The sequence below is a fragment of the Pseudomonas cichorii genome (genome assembly GCF_015471405.1).
In the GTDB taxonomy this organism is placed as follows: domain Bacteria; phylum Pseudomonadota; class Gammaproteobacteria; order Pseudomonadales; family Pseudomonadaceae; genus Aquipseudomonas; species Aquipseudomonas serbiensis.
The window spans coordinates 64,625-84,515 of record NZ_BLVZ01000007.1 but is presented as its reverse complement, the minus strand read 5'-3'; the positions used below and the strand labels follow the sequence as shown (position 1 = coordinate 84,515).

Sequence of the window (19,891 nt, the reverse complement as noted above, 5' to 3'; positions counted from 1 at the left end):
CCTATCTCAGCGACCTTGTACGTAACACTGTAAGTCTTTTCCATTCTCGAGTCCTTTCTCTCTCAATTTAAAAATCACTTAAATTTTGGGATCATAATAAGAAAACCCCACATAGCCTTCAGTACCTTCAAATACTTTAACCCCCTCCACAGTCAAAACTTCAAAAGAGTAATCACCTGGGGCAAGGGCAAAGTTCTTTATATCTCTAACCTGAGTAGACTTATAAACGCCTTCATATTCAAAATCTTGACCTGCACTAATCCCACTGGTCACCAAAACCTCATCAAAAAATGGTTTACCGTCCTTTAGAATTCGCAAGCGAATTGGAATAGGCGTTCCTCTTTTATCACCTCTGCCCCATAATATTTTTTGCCTATCCATTTCAGCTTTACTTTTACCCCACACAAAAAAAAGAGCAACTCTATATCCACCATTCTCTGAAACCCTAAACTTCGCGACAGCAGATTGATTTGACAAAGAAACGTCGATAGGCTTTACTATCCAAACTTTCTCTGAACAACCCGTTAAAAAAACACATAAGATCAGAGCAAAAAAAACCTTAAAATATGACATAAACACATCTCCTCTTTTGCAGTGACTTTACTGGCAACACCATAACTCTCATCCATTCTCAAACCCTTTACCCCAAACTTTAGAAAACCTTTAAACCTTGGGCCCATAATAAGAAAAAATCACATAACTCTCATCACCACGAAACGCCTCAACCCCATCCATAGTAAAAATCTCAAAAGAATAATTCCCTGGAGAAAGAGCAAAACTCTTCACCTCTCTAGCAAGCGCAGATTTATGAACCCCGCCATACTCAAAAGCATGACCAGAGTCAACACCGCCCGCTAATAAAACCTCATCAAAAAACAATTCATTATTCTTTGTGACTCGCAAACGAACCGGAACTAGAGTCCCCTTTTCCTCAAGGCCAAACCTCCCCCACAACTTTCTTTGCCTAACCACGTCCAGTTCACTTTCACCCCATACGAACAACAGAGCAACCCTGTATCCACCACTCTCTGAAACCCTAAACTTCGCGGCAGAATATTGATTCGGCAAAGAAACGTCAAAAGGCTTTATTATCCAAACCTTCTCTGAACAACCCGTTAAAAAACCGCACAATAAGAGCACCAGAAAACTTTTTAAAAACGACACATCCAACTCCTTTCCCTACAAAAGCTCACTATTAAGAATAAAGTTCAAAAGAGACGGCAACTCGCCCATTAAGAACCTGCTCCAGAAACAAAAATCAGCATCAAAAACAGCCCATGAAAAACAACCGAAACTATGGACACCCACAGCCCGGCCTTTTTGATAGATTTCATATTATTCAACCGCCCGACAAAAGCCAAAGCACCTCCCAGCCACCCGGCCTGTGAAAACGCAAAGATTTCTATAAGGAGCGTCACGAAGTTCCAGCTACCACCACTGCCATAAACCCAGACCAGATAGCAAAAAGCAGAAAGCGGAACACTACAGCCCCAGATAAACAGAGAGGCCGCATGTTCGGGTTTGTAGTTGATGGCGATAAAAGTTGAAAGCAACAATCCTGAATAAACATATATATCCAGGCCTGCCAGCTCTCCCTTCAGCTCATCCATTAGCTTCTCGCTCCCTGCATTAACCACTTGCCTTAGTCGGCACTCCGACGGAGTGGCTGCCGCCTGCTTTGATCATCGCAGGGAGCATCGTCACCTTGCTTACAGGAGCCAAGAAAGCACATTGCCAGCAAATGTATCTATCGGGATACAATCCTGCAAGTTAAGTTTTTTGTTCTGGAAACAAGCAAGTAGAGCATTTTTCAGGCATAAACCTTACCCGCCGCCAGAAGCTCGACAGGCTCGTGATACAGCTGTCATGGATTGCCCTGACACAGCTCGATGATGTTGAATCCCACGACACCGACCAGGAAGTCACCCTCAATGAAACTCCACCACCTGCTCCTCGCCATCCTGGTTACTGCCCTCTGGGGCCTTAACTTCTCGGTCATCAAGCTGGGCCTGACCTCAGTTGATCCGTTCATCCTCGCAGGTCTGCGCTTCACGCTCTGTGCGCTGCCCGCGATCTTTTTCATTCCCAAGCCTGATGTCGCGTGGCGTTACATCATTAGCTACGGGCTGATATTCGGTATAGGCCTGTGGGGTGTCGTCAATCTGGGGATCAAATCCGGGTTGTCGGCGGGGATTGCTTCGCTGGTTTTGCAGTTCAGCGCGTTCTTCACGATGCTGCTGGGAGCCTGGGTCTTCAAGGAGACAATCTCTCGTTACCAGTTGGCCGGGATTGGCGTTGCGCTGTGCGGACTGTTGAGCATCATTTTCATTTCGGACGGTTCGGTCACTGCGACCGGGTTGGTGCTGGTGTTATTCGGCGCAGCGGCCTGGAGTGTCACGAACATCATCAATAAAAAGGCCAAGACCAAGCAGGTGCTTGCCTTTCTGGTCTGGTCCAGCGCCTTTTCGCCGATTCCGCTTTTCGTTCTGGACTACATCGTCAATGGCACCAGCGGTTACTCTGCGCTGATAAACCAGATTGACCATCGCGCCGTTCTGTCGATCCTATTTCAGGTCTACCCCAACACTCTGTTCGGCTACTGGGTCTGGAACTCGCTGCTCAGGCAATATCCGGTTTCTACTGTTGCACCATTGTCACTGTTGGTCCCTATCTTCGGAATTCTGGGTTCGGTGGTGATTTTCGATGAAAGCCTGACGCCGATGAAAATCGTTGCCGTGGGCCTCATCGTGTCGGGCCTGGCAGTCGGTCTTTACGGACAACGCATCAGCAATGCCTTGTTAGCTCGTCGCAGTCGTCCTCTGGCCTGATCGATGATTCATGAACAACGTGCAGCGTCACCGGTCGAAACGATCGTCCTCAAACATTTCGAGGTTCCCGCATGAGCACTACTTCTTATACGCCGCCAAAGGTCTGGCAACCTGCTTCGTCCGGTGGCGCCTTCGCCAATATCAACCGTCCGGTTGCCGGCCCTACCCATGACAAGGAGCTGCCGGTCGGCAAGCATCCGTTGCAACTCTATTCGCTGGCCACGCCCAACGGGGTGAAGGTCACTATTCTGCTGGAAGAGCTACTGGCCCTTGGGCACAGCGGTGCCGAATATGACGCCTGGCTGATCAAGATTTCGGAAGGCGATCAGTTCTCCAGCGGTTTTGTCGGAGTCAATCCCAACTCCAAGATCCCTGCGCTGCTGGATCGCAGCCAGGAGAAGCCTGTGCGGGTGTTCGAGTCCGGCTCGATCCTGCTTTACCTGGCAGAGAAGTTTTCCAGCTTCCTGCCCACCGATCACGCGGGCCGGACTGAAACCCTGAACTGGCTGTTCTGGCAGATGGGTGCAGCGCCGTATCTGGGTGGCGGGTTCGGGCATTTCTATGCCTACGCACCGGAAAAGATCGAGTACGCCATCAACCGCTTCGCTATGGAAGCCAAGCGCCAACTGGATGTGCTGGACCGCCGCCTCGGGGAAAGCCGCTATCTGGCCGGTGACACTTACACCATCGCCGACATCGCCGTGTGGCCATGGTACGGCGCACTGGTGCAGAACAGTGTTTATTCCGCTGCGGAGTTCCTGTCGGTGCATGAATACCCGAACCTGCTTCGCTGGACCGAAGAAATCGCCGCACGCCCTGCCGTCATCCGCGGCAAGAAGGTCAATCGCACATGGGGCGATGAAGCGGATCAGGTTCCAGAGCGGCATCAGGCGTCTGATCTGGAGAAGTGACACGAGCCCAAGGGCTCACTCCAGAGTAATGCCGAGCAGTTAAGGTCATGAATCACTTTGTGGGAGGCAGCTTGCTGGCGACTTCGGCGTACAGACGCAGAATATCTGTCGTTTTTTAGGCCTTTTTCGCCAGCAAGCTGCCTCCCACCAGTTTTGCTTGTACCTCAACTGATCAGCATTATTCCTCCAGAGTGTCCAGCTCATCAGACAAGGCCGCTTCGATCTGAGCAATACTCGGCAGGCTTTGCGTCAATGTTTCAGGCAAGTCTCGCAGTAGCTGGTATTCCGCGACGCCCATGGGTTTGCCGAAGCCGGATAAGGCGTAATCCGCTACCAGACGGTTGTGCTGTCGGCACAGTAACAAGCCGATGATGGGCTTATCATCGTCAGCCTTGATCTGTGCATCGACAGCTGCCAGATAAAAGCTCAGTTGCCCGGCATGCTCAGGCTTGAATGAAGTGGCCTTGAGTTCTACCACCACATAGCACTTGAGCCGTGTGTGGTAGAACAGCAAGTCAATGAAGAACTCGTCACCCCCCACTTCCAGCCGGAACTGGCGCCCTACAAATGCGAAACCGGCCCCCAACTCCATCAGGAAACGGGTGATGTGCTGAATCAGCCCATTCTCGATCTCTCGCTCCCGGGCATCATTGCCCAGCCCAAGAAAATCGAACAGATACGGATCCTTCAACACCTGCCGGGCAAGAGCGGAATCATCGGATGACAAGTGCATATCGAAGTTGGAGACAGCCCCACCCTGGCGCAGGTGCAAGCTACTCTTGATATTGGCTTCCAGAGTGCTGCGTGGCCAGCCATGCTGCACGGCTTGCGCCGCGTACCATTCTCGATCTGCGGTGTTATTCAGCTTGGTCAGCAGGGTGACGATGTGGAACCAGGGTAATTGGTCAGCAGCCTGCTGACCAAATTGAATGCCGGGGCAATGCTGCGCAAAAAAGCGCATGTATTTAAGGTTGCTGGCAGACCAACCATGCATATCAGGGAAAGCTTCTTTCAAATCATCAGCCAGTTGCTGGATAACTTTTGCCCCCCACCCCTGAGTCTGTTGCCGCTGCCTGATATCCATGCCAATCCGATGATAAAGCATCACCAACTCACTATTGACCGCCAGAGCCGCACGCTGCCGCGCCCGCTTGATGTCCCCCTTGAGCGACGCCAACCAATCGCTATACCCCTCAGGCTGAACAGACGTCGTACTATTACCCACAAATCACCTCTTCTATCGCTCAAATACAAGAGGCAGCGCATGATAATCACCCGTGACGCCAGGCTGTATGCAGGATGCTTCTGAATCGCGTGTCTCCTGCGTAGCAAGCTGAAATTCTTTTACCCAGTAGTTCGGAGCCTGCAATGCCCCAAGACAAAGACCCTCTCGCCCAGACTGCGTTATCCCAGCATGGCCGTAGCGCCAGCAGTGGGCCGGGCATTGCGGTGAATCCGCCGGTGGTGCGCATGAGCACGGTGTTGTTCGACAGCCTGCAAAGCCTGCGCGAAGCGGAGGCGCGGACTGCCGGGCCGGATCGCTCTCTGACATATGCGGCCAACGGCAACCCGACGGCCTTTGCATTGCAGGACCTGGTTTCCGAGCTGGAAGGCGCCCACGGCACTTGCCTGTATTCCACGGGGCTGGCGGCAGCGGCGCAGATGTTCCAGGCCTTTGTGCGTCCTGGTCAGCATGTGCTGATCACCGAGGCGGTATACGGCCCGGTTCGTCGTCTGGTCAGGACATGGATGACGGCCTTCGATATCGAATTCGATTATTACGCCGCCGACGGCAGTAACGTGGAGTCATTGATCAAGCCCAATACACGCATGATTTACGCTGAGGTCCCCGGTTCGCTGACCTTCGACATGTGTGACCTGCCCGCCCTGTCGCGGCTGTGCAAGGAGCGCGATCTGTTGCTGGCTGTGGATAACTCTTGGGGTTCGGGGGTGCTGTTCAAGCCGCTTGAACTGGGCGCGGACATTTCGTTGATGGCCCTGACCAAATATATCGCCGGGCATTCGGACGTGATGATGGGCAGCATCAGCACCACCGAAGAGCACTGGAAAACCCTCAAGACCATGAACACCGCCGTGGGCAATACCGTGAGCCCGGACGATGCCTATCTGGTATTGCGCGGCGCCCGAAGCCTTGCGGCACGCATGAAGATGCACGCGCACAATGCCCTGCAGGTCGCTCAATGGCTGCATGGCCACGAGCAGGTCGGTCGGGTCCTGCATCTGGCACTGCCGAGCGATCCGGGACATGCCCTCTGGAAGCGGGATTTCCATGGCTGCAACGGCTTGCTGAGCTTCGAGTTCAAGACCGCCGACCGTCAGGTGCTGGACCGTTTTACGGGAGCCTTGAAGCTGTTTGGTGTCGGTTATTCATGGGGTGGCTTTGAAAGCCTGGTGTCGGAGGTGGATCACTATGGTGCCCGGGAGCAGGGTCTACCAATGTTGCGCCTGCAAATCGGTCTGGAAAACCCGGATGATCTGATCGAAGACCTGAAGGCCGGATTTGCCGCCGCTCTGAACTGACTGTCAGCCACTCTGCCCTTCAAGCGTTTGCCCCGCGGCCCCGGCTCTGCTAGTGTCGCGGCGGTTTAATCTTCACCGGGAATGCCGCCATGGCCCGCAAGAAAGCTGCACTGGATTTCGAACAATCCCTTACCGATCTGCAAACGCTGGTTGAGCGTCTGGAGAACGGTGAGCTGTCGTTGGAAGACTCATTGACCGCTTTCGAGCAAGGCGTGCGCCTCACACGTGACTGCCAGAATGCCTTGGCCCAGGCCGAGCAGAAGGTGCAGGTATTGCTGGAGCGCGATGGCGAACTGGCCGAAGAGCCCTTCGAAGCGGATCAACCCGAATGATCGCGAGCTATCAGGCCCAAAGCCAGGCTCGCGTCAACGCGGCACTTGATGGTCTGTTTGAGGCGCCGAGCCCGGAGCTGACCCGACTTTATGCCGCCATGCGCTATAGCGTGATGAACGGCGGCAAGCGGGTGCGCCCGCTGCTGGCTTATGCAGCCTGCGAAGCGCTGGGCGGTGTTGCCGAGGATGCCAATGGCGCGGCCTGTGCCGTCGAGCTGATCCATGCCTATTCACTGGTGCATGATGATCTGCCGGCCATGGACGACGACGACCTGCGTCGCGGCCAGCCCACTACCCACAAAGCCTTTGATGAAGCCTGTGCGATCCTCGCGGGAGACGGCCTGCAAAGCCTGGCCTTTACCGCTCTGCTCGATCCGCGCCTGAGCTCACGTGACGCCGAAACCCGCTTGCAGATGGTCAGCACCCTGGCCCTGGCCGCTGGTCCGGCAGGCATGGTGGGCGGCCAAGCCATTGATCTGGGTTCGGTCGGTCTGAAACTCGATCAGGCGGCACTGGCATTCATGCACCGGCACAAGACCGGTGCGCTGATCGAAGCCAGCGTCAGGCTCGGCGCGCTGGCCAGCGGTCATGCCGATCAAGCCCGACTCGACGCACTGCAGGTCTATGCTCGCGCTATTGGTCTAGCCTTTCAGGTACAGGACGACATTCTCGACGTTGAAAGCGATACCGCTACTCTGGGCAAGCGCCAGGGTGCCGATATTGCCCGTGACAAACCGACTTATCCCGCGTTGCTTGGCCTGGAACCGGCCAAGGCCTATGCGCTGGAACTTCGCGATCAGGCGTTGAACGCGCTGCGACCATTTGACGCAGCCGCAGAGCCGTTGCGGGAGCTGGCGCGTTACATCGTCGAACGCCGCAACTGACATAGCAGCCGAACGTCAGACCTGATGAATCAACGACGCTCGATCAGGTCTGATTCATTACTCCTGCGTATCTGCAGATGCACTTCATGGGCAGCTTGCGATGCATAAGGTAAACTGCCGCCTCTTTTACTTATAACGATTCGCCTGATGCCCACGACGTTCAAAGAGATTCCCCGCGAGCGCCCGGTTACGCCGCTGCTCGACCGTGCAGATACACCGGACGGCCTGCGCCGCCTGGGTGAAGCCGAGCTGGAAACCCTGGCAGATGAACTGCGCCAGGAGTTGCTCTATTCCGTTGGTCAGACCGGCGGGCATTTCGGTGCAGGCCTTGGCGTCATCGAACTGACCATCGCCCTGCATTATGTGTTCGATACCCCGGATGACCGTCTGGTCTGGGATGTCGGTCATCAGGCCTATCCGCACAAGATCCTTACCGGCCGCCGCCAGCGCATGACCACTCTGCGCCAGAAGGACGGCATTGCCGCGTTCCCGCGTCGCAGCGAGAGCGAGTACGACACCTTTGGCGTCGGGCATTCCAGCACGTCCATCAGTGCCGCGCTGGGCATGGCGATTGCCGCCCGCCTGCAAGGCAGCGACCGCAAGTCCATCGCGGTGATCGGCGACGGCGCACTGACCGCCGGCATGGCTTTCGAGGCGCTGAACCACGCGCCGGAAGTCGCTGCTGACATGCTGGTGATCCTCAACGACAACGACATGTCGATCTCGCGCAACGTCGGCGGGCTGTCGAACTATCTGGCCAAGATTCTTTCCAGCCGCACTTACACCAGCATGCGCGAAGGCAGTAAAAAAGTGCTTTCACGTCTGCCTGGCGCCTGGGAAATCGCTCGTCGCACTGAAGAGTACGCCAAGGGCATGCTGGTGCCCGGCACCCTGTTTGAAGAACTGGGCTGGAACTACATCGGCCCTATCGATGGCCACGATCTGCCGACCCTGATTGCCACACTGCGTAACATGCGAGACCTCAAGGGGCCGCAGTTCCTGCATGTGGTGACCAAGAAAGGCAAAGGCTTCGCTCCGGCCGAAGTCGATCCTATCGGCTATCACGCCATCACCAAGCTTGAACCGCTGAATGCGCCTGCCGCACCGAAAAAAGCCAGCGGGCCGAAGTATTCCGGCGTGTTCGGTCAGTGGATCTGCGATATGGCCAAGGCCGATTCGCGGTTGGTAGGCATTACCCCAGCCATGAAAGAAGGCTCCGATCTGGTTGAGTTCAGCGAACGCTTCCCGAATCGCTACTTCGACGTGGCCATTGCCGAGCAACATGCGGTGACACTTGCCGCCGGTATGGCATGCGAAGGCAGCAAACCGGTGGTGGCGATCTACTCCACCTTCCTGCAGCGCGGCTATGACCAACTGGTGCATGACGTGGCGGTGCAGAATCTCGACGTGCTGTTCGCCATCGACCGTGCAGGTCTGGTAGGCGAAGACGGCCCGACTCACGCCGGCAGCTTCGATCTGTCGTACCTGCGCTGCATTCCCGGCATGCTGGTAATGACGCCGAGTGATGAGAACGAGCTGCGTCAGATGCTCAACACCGGTTACCTGTATGTTGGCCCGGCCGCCGTGCGCTACCCGCGTGGCACCGGCCCGAATGCGGTTATCGACAACGGCCTGCAACCCGTCGAAATCGGCAAGGGCGTGGTTCGTCGTCAAGGCAAGCGTGTTGCCATGCTGGTGTTCGGCGTGCAACTGGCCGATGCGCTGGAAGTTGCAGAAAAACTGGATGCCACGGTTATAGACATGCGCTTCGTCAAGCCACTCGACGAAGCCCTGATCCGTGAAACGGCAGCCAGTCATGATTTGCTGGTTACCATCGAAGAAAACGCCATCATGGGTGGCGCGGGCGCGGCGGTCAGCGAGTTCCTGGCGCGGGAGAATATCCTCAAGTCCGTGTTGCATCTCGGCTTGCCCGATATCTATGTCGAACACGCCAAGCCAGCACAGATGCTGGCCGAGTGTGGTCTGGATGCAGACGGTATCGAAGCGGCGATCAAGGCACGGTTGGCGTTGATTGGCTGAAGCTGAACGGGCAACAGCAAAAAGGCGCTCAGTGAGCGCCTTTTTTGTACCTGAGATTCATCCCAGTTGCGGCGGAATGCGGTACAGGTAAAACAGCGCCACAGTAGAGAGAGCAAGCAGAAACACAGGCACCGGCTCAAGCCCGATGAACAAGGCCCCAGCCGCCACCCATGCCGGAATCCCGGCGAACAGAAAGGCAATACGGCGAGTCGCAGCCAGCTTGAGCCAGGCTGCAGTTTCGTCGGGTGTGTCGAGTGCCGCCTGGGTGGCAATCAATGCACGCTTGAAAGCACCGAAAGGCTTGAGGCTGAGGAACATCGAGGCGACACCGGCGATGAACAACGGCATCGCCAACACGTGAATCAGGACCTCACCAGCATCCAGAAAAATACAGACCACCAACAATGGCGCAAGACTCAGGCCTAGCTGCTGCCACCAGGCCAGCGCCATCCGTCTGCGCACATTGTTGCGATTCACGCCGGGTCGACCTCACTCTGGTGCTCATTGCCCATCATGTGGCCCAGCTTGCCGGCCTTGGTCGCCAGGTACAGTTTGTTGTGCGGGTTGTGGCCAGTGTGCAGCGGCACACGTTCGGCAACCTTGATGCCCATGTCGGTCAGGGCTTTGACCTTGCGCGGGTTATTGGTCATCAGGCGCAGGGAGTCGACTTTCAGGTGTTGCAGCATCGGCAGGCAGATCGCGTAATCACGCTGGTCGGCGGCGAAGCCCAGACGCTCGTTGGCCTCGACCGTATCGGCACCGCCGTCCTGCAATTCGTAGGCGCGGATCTTGTTCATCAGGCCAATACCGCGACCTTCCTGACGCAGATACAGCAGCACACCACGGCCTTCGACGGCAATGGCGCGCAAGGCAGCTTCAAGTTGGGAGCCGCAATCGCAACGCTGGCTGAACAAGGCATCGCCGGTCAGGCATTCGGAATGCACCCGGCCCAGAACAGGAGCGCCATCGGCAATATCACCCAGGCTCAGGACGACGTGCTCGCGCCCGGTTTCCTGTTCAAGAAAACCATTCATGGTGAATTGTGCAAAAGGGGTAGGCAGCTTGGAAGCAGCGACAAATACGACGGGCACCGTGTGCTCCTAGGTAGTAGAAGACTGGAAATTCGCAAGGTCCGATTGTAACAGCACGTTCCTGGAGACGCTTAGGCTGAATTCTTACCCACTAATATCAAAAAGCTAGATCAATCCCCAGGCCCAGACCAGTCCCTGCATGGAAAACCAGGCAAATACACCAGCCAGCACATCGTCGATCATGATCCCGAAGCCACCATGGACATGTCGGTCCAGCCAGCGGATGGGCCATGGCTTGAGGATGTCGAAAAAGCGGAACACCAGAAAACCCGCCAGCAACCACACCCAGCCTTCAGGTACCAGCCAGAGGGTTATCCACATCCCGACCATTTCGTCCCAGACGATCCCTTCGTGATCGTGTACGCCCAGATCGTCCGCGACCTTGCCGCACAGCCAGAAGCCAAACAGCATGGTGACGCCCAGCATGAGCCAGTAGCCCCAGCCCGGCAACATCTGCCACAAGGGAATGAACGGCACGGCAACTATCGATCCCCAGGTTCCTGGAGCCTTGGGCAGCGTGCCCGAACCAAAACCGAATGCCAGGAAATGCCAAGGGTTGGTCCAGACCGAGGGAGGTACAAACTCGGCTGGAACCTGTTCGGGGTTGTTTTTCACGCTTCACTCCGAAAATGCTGATAGCCCAGCGCGACAGGCGTGACGTCTTGCCCATTGGCATCGAGCAACGCAACGCCCTGCCCTTCAACAACCCGCCCGATCACATGCACCGGCCAACCTGCATCGAGCAAGCCGGTCAGTTGTTCGGGCGGTAGCGTGAAAGCCAGCAAATAATCATCGCCACCACTGAGCGCAGCCTGTTGCGCAGCGGGCAGATCAAACAACTGTAGCAAGGGCTCAGACATCGGCAGCTTGTCGCGCTCGATCAGCAAGCGCACGGCCGACGACCGGGCAATGTGCCCACAGTCCGCGAGCAAGCCATCGGAAATGTCCAGCGCAGCCGTAGCCTTGCCTCGCAACGCCTGCCCCAGCGCCAACTGCGGCTGTGGTGACCAGTAACGCGCCAGCAAGGGCTCGGCAATCGAAGGCTGCGCACTGCGCTGATTCAACACCAGAGGCAAGGCCGCGGCGGCATCACCCAAGGCTCCGCCGACACACAGCAGATCGCCTTCGCGGGCACCACTGCGAGTAAGAGCCTGACCGGCAGGCACAGCACCGAATACGGTCAACGTCAGGCTCAATGGCCCGCGCGTGGTATCGCCACCCACCAGACGCAACGAACACCCCTGCGCCATCAGGTTCATACCTTCGGCAAAGGCCTGAAGCCAGGCGGCTTCGACCTGAGGCAACGTCAGGGCAAGCGTGAATGCAACAGGGCGAGCGCCCATGGCAGCCAGATCGCTGGCAGAAACCGCCAGAGCGCGCTGGCCCAGCAGAAAAGGGTCGCAGATGTCGGGGAAATGCACCCCGGCAACCAGCGTATCGGTGGAAATCGCCAACTGCTCGCCGGGCGGTAACGCCAGCAGCGCGCAGTCGTCGCCGATCCCCAACGCGACCCCTTCGCCGCCCTGCGCACAAGGCGCGACAGCGAAGTAATTGCGGATCAGCTCGAATTCACCCATGAGAATTACAGGCGCCGGTCAGCGCTTGTGAGCCTTCACTTCAGCATCACGCAGACGAGGCGCCAGCTTGTCCAGCACGCCATTGACGAACTTGTGGCCGTCAGTGGAGCCGTAGACTTTAGCCAGCTCGATGCCTTCGTTGATCACAACGCGGTAAGGCACGTCGATGCGCTTGAGCAGTTCAAAGGTGGACAGGCGCAGAACAGCAAGCTCGACCGGGTCCAGCTCTTCGATGGTCAGGTCAAGGCAAGGCTTGAGCGCAACATCGATTTCGGTCTTGTTGGTGGCGACACCATGCAGCAACTCGCGGAAGTAAGCGCCATCGACGTTGCTGAAATCGTTATCGACGCGAAACTGCGCCTCGATTTCATTCAACGAATGACCTGCCATGTGCCACTGGTACAGCGCCTGGGTCGCGAGCTGACGTGCTTCGCGACGTTTGGCGCTCTTGCCTTTGGCAGCCTCGGGAGACTTGGCGTCGCGCGGGTTGAACTGATCGCTATCGTCGGAAATCACTTGGCCTCCAACTGCGACAGCAGACTGACCATTTCAATGGCAGACAGTGCAGCTTCAGCACCTTTGTTACCGGCCTTGGTGCCGGAACGCTCGATGGCTTGCTCGATGGAGTCGACAGTCAGTACGCCGAAAGCGACTGGAATGCCTGCGTCCATGGAAACCTGAGCCAGGCCTTTGACGCACTCGCCAGCCACGTATTCGAAGTGAGGCGTACCACCACGGATCACCGCGCCCAGGGCGACGATGGCCGAGAACTCTTTACGTTGGGCAACTTTCTGCACAACCAGAGGAATCTCGAAAGCACCCGGCGCACGGATGATGGTGATGTCGCTTTCGCTCACGCCATGGCGAACCAGCGCATCGACAGCGCCGCTCACCAGACTTTCCACGACGAAGCTGTTGAAACGGCCAACCACCAAGGCGTAGCGGCCTTGTGGGGCGATGAAGGTACCTTCGATGGTCTTCAAGGTCATTCGGGTGAGTCTCGTATTAAAGAGCAAGCCCGCCTTGGGGCGGACTGTCAGGGATTGTAGGCCACGAATCGGAACTGCCAGGGCGGAACATGCAACACACAAGCGTCAGCACGGACCGACCTGCCGGTATTTATTCGGAGGGCACGTATTCTACAACTTCCAGATCGAAACCGGATATCGCATTGAACTTCATTGGTGAACTCATCAGGCGCATCTTGCGCACACCAAGGTCACGCAGGATCTGCGAACCGGCACCTACAGTGCTGTAAGTCGTCGGCGTCTTGATGACCTGCTGCCCGGCGGTTTCCCGGATATGGGCCAGCAGAACATCGCCATCCAGCGGGTGACCGAGCAACAGAACCACACCGCTGCCAGCCTCGGAAACCGCGGACATTGCGGCACGCAGGCTCCAGCGACCCGGTTGCCTGACCATCAATAGATCGCGCAGCGGGTCCATGTTATGCACACGAACCAGGGTAGGTTCTTCTGCACAGATATTGCCCAGGGTCAGCGCCAGGTGGACATCACCTTCGACGGAATCGCGATAGGTCACCAGGTTGAAATGACCCAGTTCGCTGTCCATTGGCTGCTCGGCAATCCGCTGAACGGTACGTTCGTGGATCATCCGATAGTGAATCAGGTCGGCAATGGTGCCGATCTTGATGTCGTGTTCGAGGGCAAAGGCTTCGAGTTCGGCACGACGGGACATGGTGCCATCGTCGTTCATCACTTCGCAGATCACACCGCTCGGCTCGAAACCAGCCATGCGCGCCAGGTCGCATGCCGCTTCGGTATGACCGGCGCGGGACAGGGTTCCGCCCGCCTGGGCCATCAACGGGAAAATATGGCCGGGGCTGACGATATCTTCAGCCTTTGCATCTTTTGCAGCAGCGGCCTGCACGGTGCGCGCACGGTCAGCGGCAGAAATACCGGTGGTCACGCCTTCGGCAGCTTCGATGGAGACTGTGAACTTGGTGCCGAAACCGGAACCGTTGCGTGGCGCCATCAGCGGCAGCTTGAGGGTTTCGCAGCGCTCGCGGGTCATGGGCATGCAGATCAGGCCACGGGCGTACTTGGCCATGAAGTTGATGTGTTCGGCTTTGACGCATTCGGCGGCCATGATCAGGTCGCCTTCGTTCTCGCGGTCTTCATCATCCATCAGGATGACCATCTTGCCCTGGCGGATGTCTTCAACCAGTTCTTCGATCGTGTTGAGCGCCACTCGGCACCCCCTTCAATTCAGGATTTGAGGTAGCCGTTCTCGGCCAGAAAGCTTTCGGTGATCCCGCCCTGGCCGGGCTCGGCAGCCTTGTCACCCAGCAGCAGGCGCTCCAGGTAGCGCGCCAGCAGATCCACTTCCAGATTGACCTTACGGCCCGGACGGTAGTCGGCCATGATGGTTTCGGACAGGGTGTGCGGCACGATGGTCAGCTCTAGCTCGGCGCCATTGACCGAGTTGACGGTCAGGCTGGTGCCATCGACTGTGATCGAACCTTTGTGCGCGATGTACTTGGCCAGTTCGCGGGGAGCGCGCACGCGAAACTGGATCGCACGGGCGTTATCTTCACGGGAAACGATTTCACCCACACCATCGACATGGCCGCTGACCAGATGGCCGCCCAGACGCGAGGTCGGCGTCAGGGCCTTTTCCAGGTTGACCCGGCTGCCAACCTTGAGGTCGACAAAAGCGGTCACGGTCAGGGTTTCACGACTGACATCGGCCCAGAAACCGTCGCCGGGCAATTCGACGGCAGTAAGACAGACGCCATTGACCGCGATGCTGTCGCCCAGTTTGACGTCATTCAGATCAAGCTTGCCGGTTTCCACATAAACGCGGACATCGCCGCCTTTTGGAGTCAGGGCGCGGATGCTGCCGATGGATTCGATAATGCCGGTAAACATGGGTCCTCCGGGAGAACAAGGGCTGCGCGCTAAGCGAAAGCCGGGAATTATACGCCGTGAGCCGGAACAGGGAGAGCAATGACTCGCCAGTCATTACCGACTGCGCGCATTTCTACGATGTTCAGTTCAAGGGCTTCGCTCATTTGTGCCAGAGGCAGGTCAAGCAGCGGCCGGGCCGTGGAGCCCAGGAACTTGCCCGCGATGAAAATCTGATATTCGTCAACCAGCCCGAGGCGGGTGAAAGCGCCGGCCAGACGTGGCCCCGCCTCGACCAGCACGTCATTGACGCCACGCGCCGCCAGCTCGACCAGCAACTTGCGCAAGTCCACATGACCGTCGTTGTTGGCCAAGGCCAGCATTTCGTGGCCTTCATCGTGATAACGACTACGAGCCGACGCCGCTGCACGGGTCGCGACAAGCGCGCTGCCCGCCTTGAAGAACGGTGCATCCAGCGGCACTCGCAAGCGGCCATCGATCAACACCCGCAAGGGCGGGCGCGTGGCGGCCAGGGCGCTCAGTTCCGCATTCAGGCCGAGTTCATCGGGGCGCACGGTCAGGCGAGCCTTGTCGGCCAGCACCGTATCGGCACCGGTCAGAACAACACTCGACTGCGCTCGCAGCCGCTGTACCGCAGAGCGTGCTTCAGGGCCGGTGATCCACTGGCTTTCGCCGCTGGCCATGGCCGTGCGGCCATCCAGACTCATGGCCAGTTTGACCCGCACATAGGGCAGGCCTTTTTCCATTCGCTTGAGGAAACCCTTGTTCAGCGCACGGGCCTCAGGCTCAAGTACGCCGCACTGGACCGCGATGCCCGCGTTCATCAAACGCAACAACCCGCGCCCGGCAACTTCAGGATTGGGGTCCTGCATGGCTGCGACGACACGGGCGACACCTATATTGATCAGCGCATCGGCACAAGGCGGCGTGCGGCCATGGTGGCTGCACGGTTCCAACGTGACATAGGCCGTTGCGCCACGGGCCTTGTCGCCCGCCTGACGCAAGGCGTGCACTTCGGCATGGGGCTCACCTGCCCGCGCATGCCAGCCCTCGCCCACAATCTTGCCGTCGCGCACGATCACGCAGCCAACGCGGGGGTTGGGGTGTGCGGAATAGATGCCCTTGCGCGCCAGTTCCAGTGCGCGGGCCATGTAATGGACGTCCAGAGCGTCCTGCTCAACCAACGCTGTACTCATTCTTTACCCGGCTCACGAGCGAGACGATCGATTTCCTCGCGAAACTCGTTGAGATCCTGAAAACGTCGGTAGACCGAAGCAAAACGGATATAAGCCACTTCATCGAGCTTTTGCAGCTCGGTCATGACCAGTTCGCCCACCACCAGAGATTTGACTTCCCGCTCACCCGTTGCGCGCAGCTTGTGCTTGATATGCACAAGGGCCGCCTCAAGGCGCTCGACGCTCACGGGCCGCTTTTCAAGAGCCCGCTGCATGCCAGCACGCAGTTTTTCTTCGTCGAAAGGCTGTCGACTGCCGTCCTGCTTGATCAGGCGAGGCAGGACCAGTTCGGCCGTTTCGAAGGTAGTGAAACGCTCACCGCAAGCGAGGCACTCGCGACGGCGACGAACCTGTTCGCCTTCGGCAACAAGGCGTGAGTCGATGACTTTGGTGTCATTGGCACCGCAGAAGGGACAGTGCATGGTGGCAGGCAACAAAAAATGGGGAGCGCCATGGTAGCGCATCTCGCTGGCAAGACAAGACTTCGGCAGCATACGAATACGGGCTGCACATCGTTAATGCGTTATAAAAGTGCATCAAGGCGATGTGAAACTGCCTGCATTCGGTAATACTGCATCACGGCCTTTTTATCAGCCCTCTGTATTTTGTTTTTGTTGGAGCCGTTCATGACGTTACGCCCCATTGCCTTGCTCGGGCTCATCGGCCTGCTGAGCGCTTGCAGCAGCACTGAAGCCCCACAACCGGCTCCCGCCAAACCCGCAGTGACAGCGCCCAAGGTTCCAGCAGGCCCAGGCCCGTTGTTGCCTCATCAACGGGAACTGAGCGGGCAACTCTTGGGTGTACCTGCCAATGCAGAAGTCGAACTGGCAGTGCTGGTGATCGACGAGCGTGGCCGCCCGCAGAAACTGCTGACCAGCACCAAGCTGCAAGGCAACGGCCAGTCGCTGCCCTTCCAGTTGCGCTTTAACCCGGAAGCCTTCCCGGTTGGCCAGCGGGTCGAGTTGCGCGGGCGCGCCAGTAAATCAGGGCAACTGATCCTGCATCTGCCGTCGTTGCGTATCGAGCAACCCACCACTCAAGCATTGGGACAGTTGCAGTTCGTCAGCGCGCCATGACTGCGCCGCCAGCACTTCAGCAGTCGCTGAGCCAGTTGCTTGGCGACGCCCGCCTGGTCGCCACTGCGCTACCGGGCACTGAGCTGAAACTGTGGCTGATCGACGCCGACAACATGGATCGTGCCTTCAGCCATGACGAGACACGCCGCATTCTGGAAGAGCCGCCTTACTGGAGTTTCTGCTGGGCCAGCGGCCTGGCGTTGGCACGCTTTCTGGCCGAGCACCCGCACTGGGTCGCAGGCAAGCGTGTACTGGATTTCGGGGCAGGCTCCGGTGTTGCAGGCATTGCCGCTGTCAGGGCCGGTGCCGCCGAAGTGGTCGCGTGCGACCTGGACCCGCTGGCGCTGGCGGCCTGTCAGGCCAATGCTGAACTCAATGACGTGCAACTGAATTACTCGGCAGATTTCTTTGCCGAGGCCGATCGTTTCGACCTGATCCTGGTCGCAGATGTTTTGTATGACCGTGCCAACCTGCCTTTGCTGGATCAGTTCCTCAGCCGGGGCCGCCAGGCACTGGTTGCAGATTCACGGGTCCGCGACTTCAAACATGCAGCCTATCAACGCCTGGCGATGTTGCATGCTCACACCCTTCCCGATCTGGCAGAGCCCCATGAGTTTCGCGACGTCAGCCTGTATCACGCCCAACGCTGAAGCCGCACCGCAGGTCTTGCCCTGATACTCGCCGCTTTCAGCAATGCCTTGGGGCCTTTATAGTTGGCGGCATTCAGATTTTGCGAGACACGCAATGAGCCAGGACACTTCTTACATCTTCGAGACAACCGCAGCGAATTTCGACCAGTTGGTGATCGACAAGTCATTCGATCAGCCCGTGCTGGTGGATTTCTGGGCCGAGTGGTGTGCGCCTTGCAAAGTGCTGATGCCGTTGCTGGAGCAGATCACCGCGAGCTATCAGGGTGAATTGCTGCTGGCCAAGGTCAATTGCGATATCGAACAGGAAATCGTCGCCCGCTTTGGCATCCGCAGCCTGCCGACGGTGGTGCTGTTCAAGGACGGCCAGCCGGTGGATGGTTTTGCCGGGGCGCAGCCCGAGTCGGAAATCCGCAAGATTCTCGAACAGCATGTGGTCATGCCGCCTCCTCCAGCAGCTGATCCACTGCAACAGGCCCAAGCGCTGTTTGCCGAAAGCCGTTTCTCCGATGCCGAGGCGGTGCTCAAGGTTCTGCTGGGCGAAGACAATACCAATGCAGCGGCGCTGATCCTGTATGCACGCTGCCTGGCTGAGCGCGGCGAGTTGGGCGAAGCCCGCACCGTGCTGGATGCGGTCAAGAGCGACGCCCACAAGGCAGAGCTGGCAGGTGCCAGGGCGCAACTGACCTTCCTGGCCGAGGCGGCCACACTGCCGGATACCGCAGAGCTGAAAACACGTCTGGCGCAAAATCCGCAGGACGACGAAGCTTCACATCAACTGGCCGTCCAGCAATTGTCCCGCCAGCAATACGAAGCAGCGCTGGAAGGCCTGCTCAAGCTGTTCATCCGCAACCGCAATTACGCCGAGGGTCTGCCGCACAAGACCCTGCTGCAAGTGTTCGATCTGCTGGGCAATGACCATCCGCTGGTGACCACCTACCGTCGCAAGTTGTTTGCAGCGTTGTATTGAGCGGCCCTTCCTGGCGATTTACCTGGGCTCTTCGCGAATGAATTGGCTCCTACGGTGAGCTGATTTCGACCCAGCTATACAGCGGTGCATCAGCGCCGCTTTCGACTTTCACATTGGCGCTATGGCGCAGACGCACCAGCAGGCGCTTGCCTGCGGCGGTGCTGCCGGTCAGCCCTTCCAGTTTCCCCAGCAGATCCGGCCCACTTAGTTGCCCGGCCTTTTGCAACAGGTCCTTGGCGAGCTGCCAGATCTTGTCGTCCTGATTGACCGGCCGGCTCTCCACAACGCTGCTCGCCTCGGGGGCAGCGGCCTTGAGCTGGGCACCCAGTTGCGCCCAGTCACCGTCGTCCAGTTCCAACGTCAAATCCACAGGCCATTGGCCGATGGTTCCACGAATACGCAACATGCTCTGTCTCCTCGCTTGGCTGGGGTACATGCTCCCACAGCATCAGACACAGAGCCAGCGAGCAGCCCGCGCATCATCCCCCATCAGAAAGCCGCCAAAGGCTCCTGCGTCGTAGGCGTTTTCCCAGTGCTCGATGACCTTTCCTTCACGAAAACGCCACAGCCCGCAGAACGGCATGCAGATGCTCTTGTCGGCGGACGTTGCGCGCAGGTTTCCGAGAACCGTACCGAAATACTCATTGGCGATGATTTCCTGCACATCCATGTACAGCGAATAGTGCGTCAGAGCGATGAGATCGACTTCATGAGAGCGCACCGCCTCCTTGCCAATGGCGGTGGGCGGGCAGGCATTCTGATCGGCCTTGTGCAACACGATGTCATCGTCCGCGAACTCGGCAATACGGGCCAGATCCTCATAGATAGCCCGCAGGGTTGCGATATTCCGCTGGCAGGTGCTCATGGCATT

25 protein-coding genes are annotated in these 19,891 nt (G+C 57.8%); 9 read left to right on the top strand and 16 right to left on the bottom strand.

What is annotated here, in order from left to right:
- Window positions 1–78 precede the first annotated feature (78 nt).
- The 3 genes from JL015_RS12235 to JL015_RS12225 form a co-directional block, all read right to left on the bottom strand.
- Entirely contained in the window at window positions 79–573 is a 495-nt protein-coding gene (locus JL015_RS12235) for a DUF5625 family protein (protein WP_201018647.1), read from the bottom strand.
- Between the two features lie 90 nt (window positions 574–663).
- Complete coding sequence (locus JL015_RS12230; RefSeq protein WP_201018646.1) at window positions 664–1,164, bottom strand: DUF5625 family protein; 501 nt, start codon at window positions 1,162–1,164, stop codon at window positions 664–666.
- Between the two features lie 68 nt (window positions 1,165–1,232).
- Window positions 1,233–1,610, bottom strand: a complete 378-nt coding sequence (locus tag JL015_RS12225; protein ID WP_201018645.1) for a hypothetical protein — start codon at window positions 1,608–1,610, stop codon at window positions 1,233–1,235.
- A gap of 321 nt (window positions 1,611–1,931) precedes the next feature.
- Between JL015_RS12225 and JL015_RS12220 the strand changes: the two genes are divergently transcribed.
- Entirely contained in the window at window positions 1,932–2,828 is an 897-nt protein-coding gene (locus JL015_RS12220) for an EamA family transporter (protein WP_201018644.1), read from the top strand.
- Window positions 2,829–2,899: 71 nt separating this feature from the next.
- Entirely contained in the window at window positions 2,900–3,739 is an 840-nt protein-coding gene (gene yghU / locus JL015_RS12215; protein WP_201018643.1) for a glutathione-dependent disulfide-bond oxidoreductase, read from the top strand.
- A 178-nt stretch (window positions 3,740–3,917) separates the two neighbouring features.
- Here yghU and JL015_RS12210 read toward each other — a convergent pair whose 3' ends face one another.
- On the bottom strand, window positions 3,918–4,964 hold the full coding sequence (locus tag JL015_RS12210) for a PDDEXK nuclease domain-containing protein (RefSeq protein WP_201018642.1): 1,047 nt from the start codon (window positions 4,962–4,964) through the stop codon (window positions 3,918–3,920).
- 143 nt (window positions 4,965–5,107) lie between these two features.
- On the opposite strand from JL015_RS12210, the gene metC reads away from it, so the two are divergent.
- The 4 genes from metC to dxs all read left to right on the top strand — a co-directional run bounded on the left by metC (window position 5,108) and on the right by dxs (window position 9,536).
- Window positions 5,108–6,280 carry a cystathionine beta-lyase gene (gene metC, locus JL015_RS12205; RefSeq protein ID WP_201018641.1) on the top strand — a complete coding sequence of 391 codons (1,173 nt, stop codon included), beginning with the start codon at window positions 5,108–5,110 and terminating at the stop codon, window positions 6,278–6,280.
- A gap of 89 nt (window positions 6,281–6,369) precedes the next feature.
- Window positions 6,370–6,612, top strand: a complete 243-nt coding sequence (locus JL015_RS12200) for an exodeoxyribonuclease VII small subunit (RefSeq protein ID WP_025262006.1) — start codon at window positions 6,370–6,372, stop codon at window positions 6,610–6,612.
- The gene (locus JL015_RS12195) at window positions 6,609–7,496 is read left to right on the top strand and encodes a polyprenyl synthetase family protein (RefSeq protein WP_201018640.1); all 888 of its coding nucleotides are present in this window, start codon (window positions 6,609–6,611) and stop codon (window positions 7,494–7,496) included. Before JL015_RS12200 ends, JL015_RS12195 begins: the two co-directional genes overlap by 4 nt.
- A 147-nt stretch (window positions 7,497–7,643) precedes the next feature.
- Window positions 7,644–9,536 carry a 1-deoxy-D-xylulose-5-phosphate synthase gene (gene dxs / locus JL015_RS12190; protein WP_201018639.1) on the top strand — a complete coding sequence of 631 codons (1,893 nt, stop codon included), beginning with the start codon at window positions 7,644–7,646 and terminating at the stop codon, window positions 9,534–9,536.
- A gap of 57 nt (window positions 9,537–9,593) precedes the next feature.
- On the opposite strand, the gene JL015_RS12185 is transcribed toward dxs, so the two are convergent.
- The 10 genes from JL015_RS12185 to nrdR form a co-directional block, all read right to left on the bottom strand.
- Window positions 9,594–10,013 (bottom strand): MFS transporter, encoded by a 420-nt coding sequence (locus JL015_RS12185; RefSeq protein ID WP_201006972.1) that lies wholly within the window; start codon window positions 10,011–10,013, stop codon window positions 9,594–9,596.
- Entirely contained in the window at window positions 10,010–10,627 is a 618-nt protein-coding gene (ribA, locus tag JL015_RS12180; RefSeq protein WP_201018638.1) for a GTP cyclohydrolase II, read from the bottom strand. Before ribA ends, JL015_RS12185 begins: the two co-directional genes overlap by 4 nt.
- Before the next feature lie 105 nt (window positions 10,628–10,732).
- A complete protein-coding gene (locus JL015_RS12175) occupies window positions 10,733–11,242 on the bottom strand; it encodes a phosphatidylglycerophosphatase A family protein (RefSeq protein WP_201018637.1) in 510 nt (169 codons plus the stop codon).
- Window positions 11,239–12,204, bottom strand: coding sequence for a thiamine-phosphate kinase (gene thiL / locus JL015_RS12170; RefSeq protein WP_201018636.1), 966 nt, complete (start codon window positions 12,202–12,204; stop codon window positions 11,239–11,241). The genes JL015_RS12175 and thiL overlap by 4 nt, the downstream gene beginning before the upstream one ends.
- A gap of 18 nt (window positions 12,205–12,222) precedes the next feature.
- A complete protein-coding gene (gene nusB / locus JL015_RS12165; RefSeq protein ID WP_201006976.1) occupies window positions 12,223–12,720 on the bottom strand; it encodes a transcription antitermination factor NusB in 498 nt (165 codons plus the stop codon).
- On the bottom strand, window positions 12,717–13,193 hold the full coding sequence (gene ribH, locus JL015_RS12160; RefSeq protein WP_025262014.1) for a 6,7-dimethyl-8-ribityllumazine synthase: 477 nt from the start codon (window positions 13,191–13,193) through the stop codon (window positions 12,717–12,719). The genes nusB and ribH overlap by 4 nt, the downstream gene beginning before the upstream one ends.
- Window positions 13,194–13,323: 130 nt before the next feature.
- Window positions 13,324–14,415 carry a bifunctional 3,4-dihydroxy-2-butanone-4-phosphate synthase/GTP cyclohydrolase II gene (ribBA, locus tag JL015_RS12155; protein ID WP_201006977.1) on the bottom strand — a complete coding sequence of 364 codons (1,092 nt, stop codon included), beginning with the start codon at window positions 14,413–14,415 and terminating at the stop codon, window positions 13,324–13,326.
- A 17-nt stretch (window positions 14,416–14,432) separates the two neighbouring features.
- Window positions 14,433–15,095, bottom strand: a complete 663-nt coding sequence (locus JL015_RS12150) for a riboflavin synthase (protein ID WP_201006978.1) — start codon at window positions 15,093–15,095, stop codon at window positions 14,433–14,435.
- 47 nt (window positions 15,096–15,142) lie between these two features.
- Entirely contained in the window at window positions 15,143–16,288 is a 1,146-nt protein-coding gene (ribD, locus tag JL015_RS12145) for a bifunctional diaminohydroxyphosphoribosylaminopyrimidine deaminase/5-amino-6-(5-phosphoribosylamino)uracil reductase RibD (protein ID WP_201018635.1), read from the bottom strand.
- The gene (gene nrdR / locus JL015_RS12140; protein ID WP_003317051.1) at window positions 16,285–16,749 is read right to left on the bottom strand and encodes a transcriptional regulator NrdR; all 465 of its coding nucleotides are present in this window, start codon (window positions 16,747–16,749) and stop codon (window positions 16,285–16,287) included. The genes ribD and nrdR overlap by 4 nt, the downstream gene beginning before the upstream one ends.
- Window positions 16,750–16,953: 204 nt before the next feature.
- On the opposite strand from nrdR, the gene JL015_RS12135 reads away from it, so the two are divergent.
- From JL015_RS12135 to trxA, 3 genes are all read left to right on the top strand, one after another.
- Window positions 16,954–17,403 carry a YbaY family lipoprotein gene (locus tag JL015_RS12135; RefSeq protein WP_201018634.1) on the top strand — a complete coding sequence of 150 codons (450 nt, stop codon included), beginning with the start codon at window positions 16,954–16,956 and terminating at the stop codon, window positions 17,401–17,403.
- Window positions 17,400–18,053 (top strand): class I SAM-dependent methyltransferase, encoded by a 654-nt coding sequence (locus JL015_RS12130; RefSeq protein ID WP_201018633.1) that lies wholly within the window; start codon window positions 17,400–17,402, stop codon window positions 18,051–18,053. Before JL015_RS12135 ends, JL015_RS12130 begins: the two co-directional genes overlap by 4 nt.
- Window positions 18,054–18,147: 94 nt before the next feature.
- On the top strand, window positions 18,148–19,020 hold the full coding sequence (gene trxA, locus JL015_RS12125; protein ID WP_201018632.1) for a thioredoxin: 873 nt from the start codon (window positions 18,148–18,150) through the stop codon (window positions 19,018–19,020).
- 49 nt (window positions 19,021–19,069) lie between these two features.
- Here trxA and JL015_RS12120 read toward each other — a convergent pair whose 3' ends face one another.
- Both JL015_RS12120 and JL015_RS12115 read right to left on the bottom strand, forming a co-directional pair.
- The gene (locus JL015_RS12120; protein WP_201018631.1) at window positions 19,070–19,426 is read right to left on the bottom strand and encodes a hypothetical protein; all 357 of its coding nucleotides are present in this window, start codon (window positions 19,424–19,426) and stop codon (window positions 19,070–19,072) included.
- Between the two features lie 42 nt (window positions 19,427–19,468).
- Window positions 19,469–19,885: a nuclear transport factor 2 family protein gene (locus JL015_RS12115; RefSeq protein WP_201018630.1), complete on the bottom strand. Its 417-nt coding sequence runs from the start codon at window positions 19,883–19,885 to the stop codon at window positions 19,469–19,471.
- Window positions 19,886–19,891 lie beyond the last annotated feature (6 nt).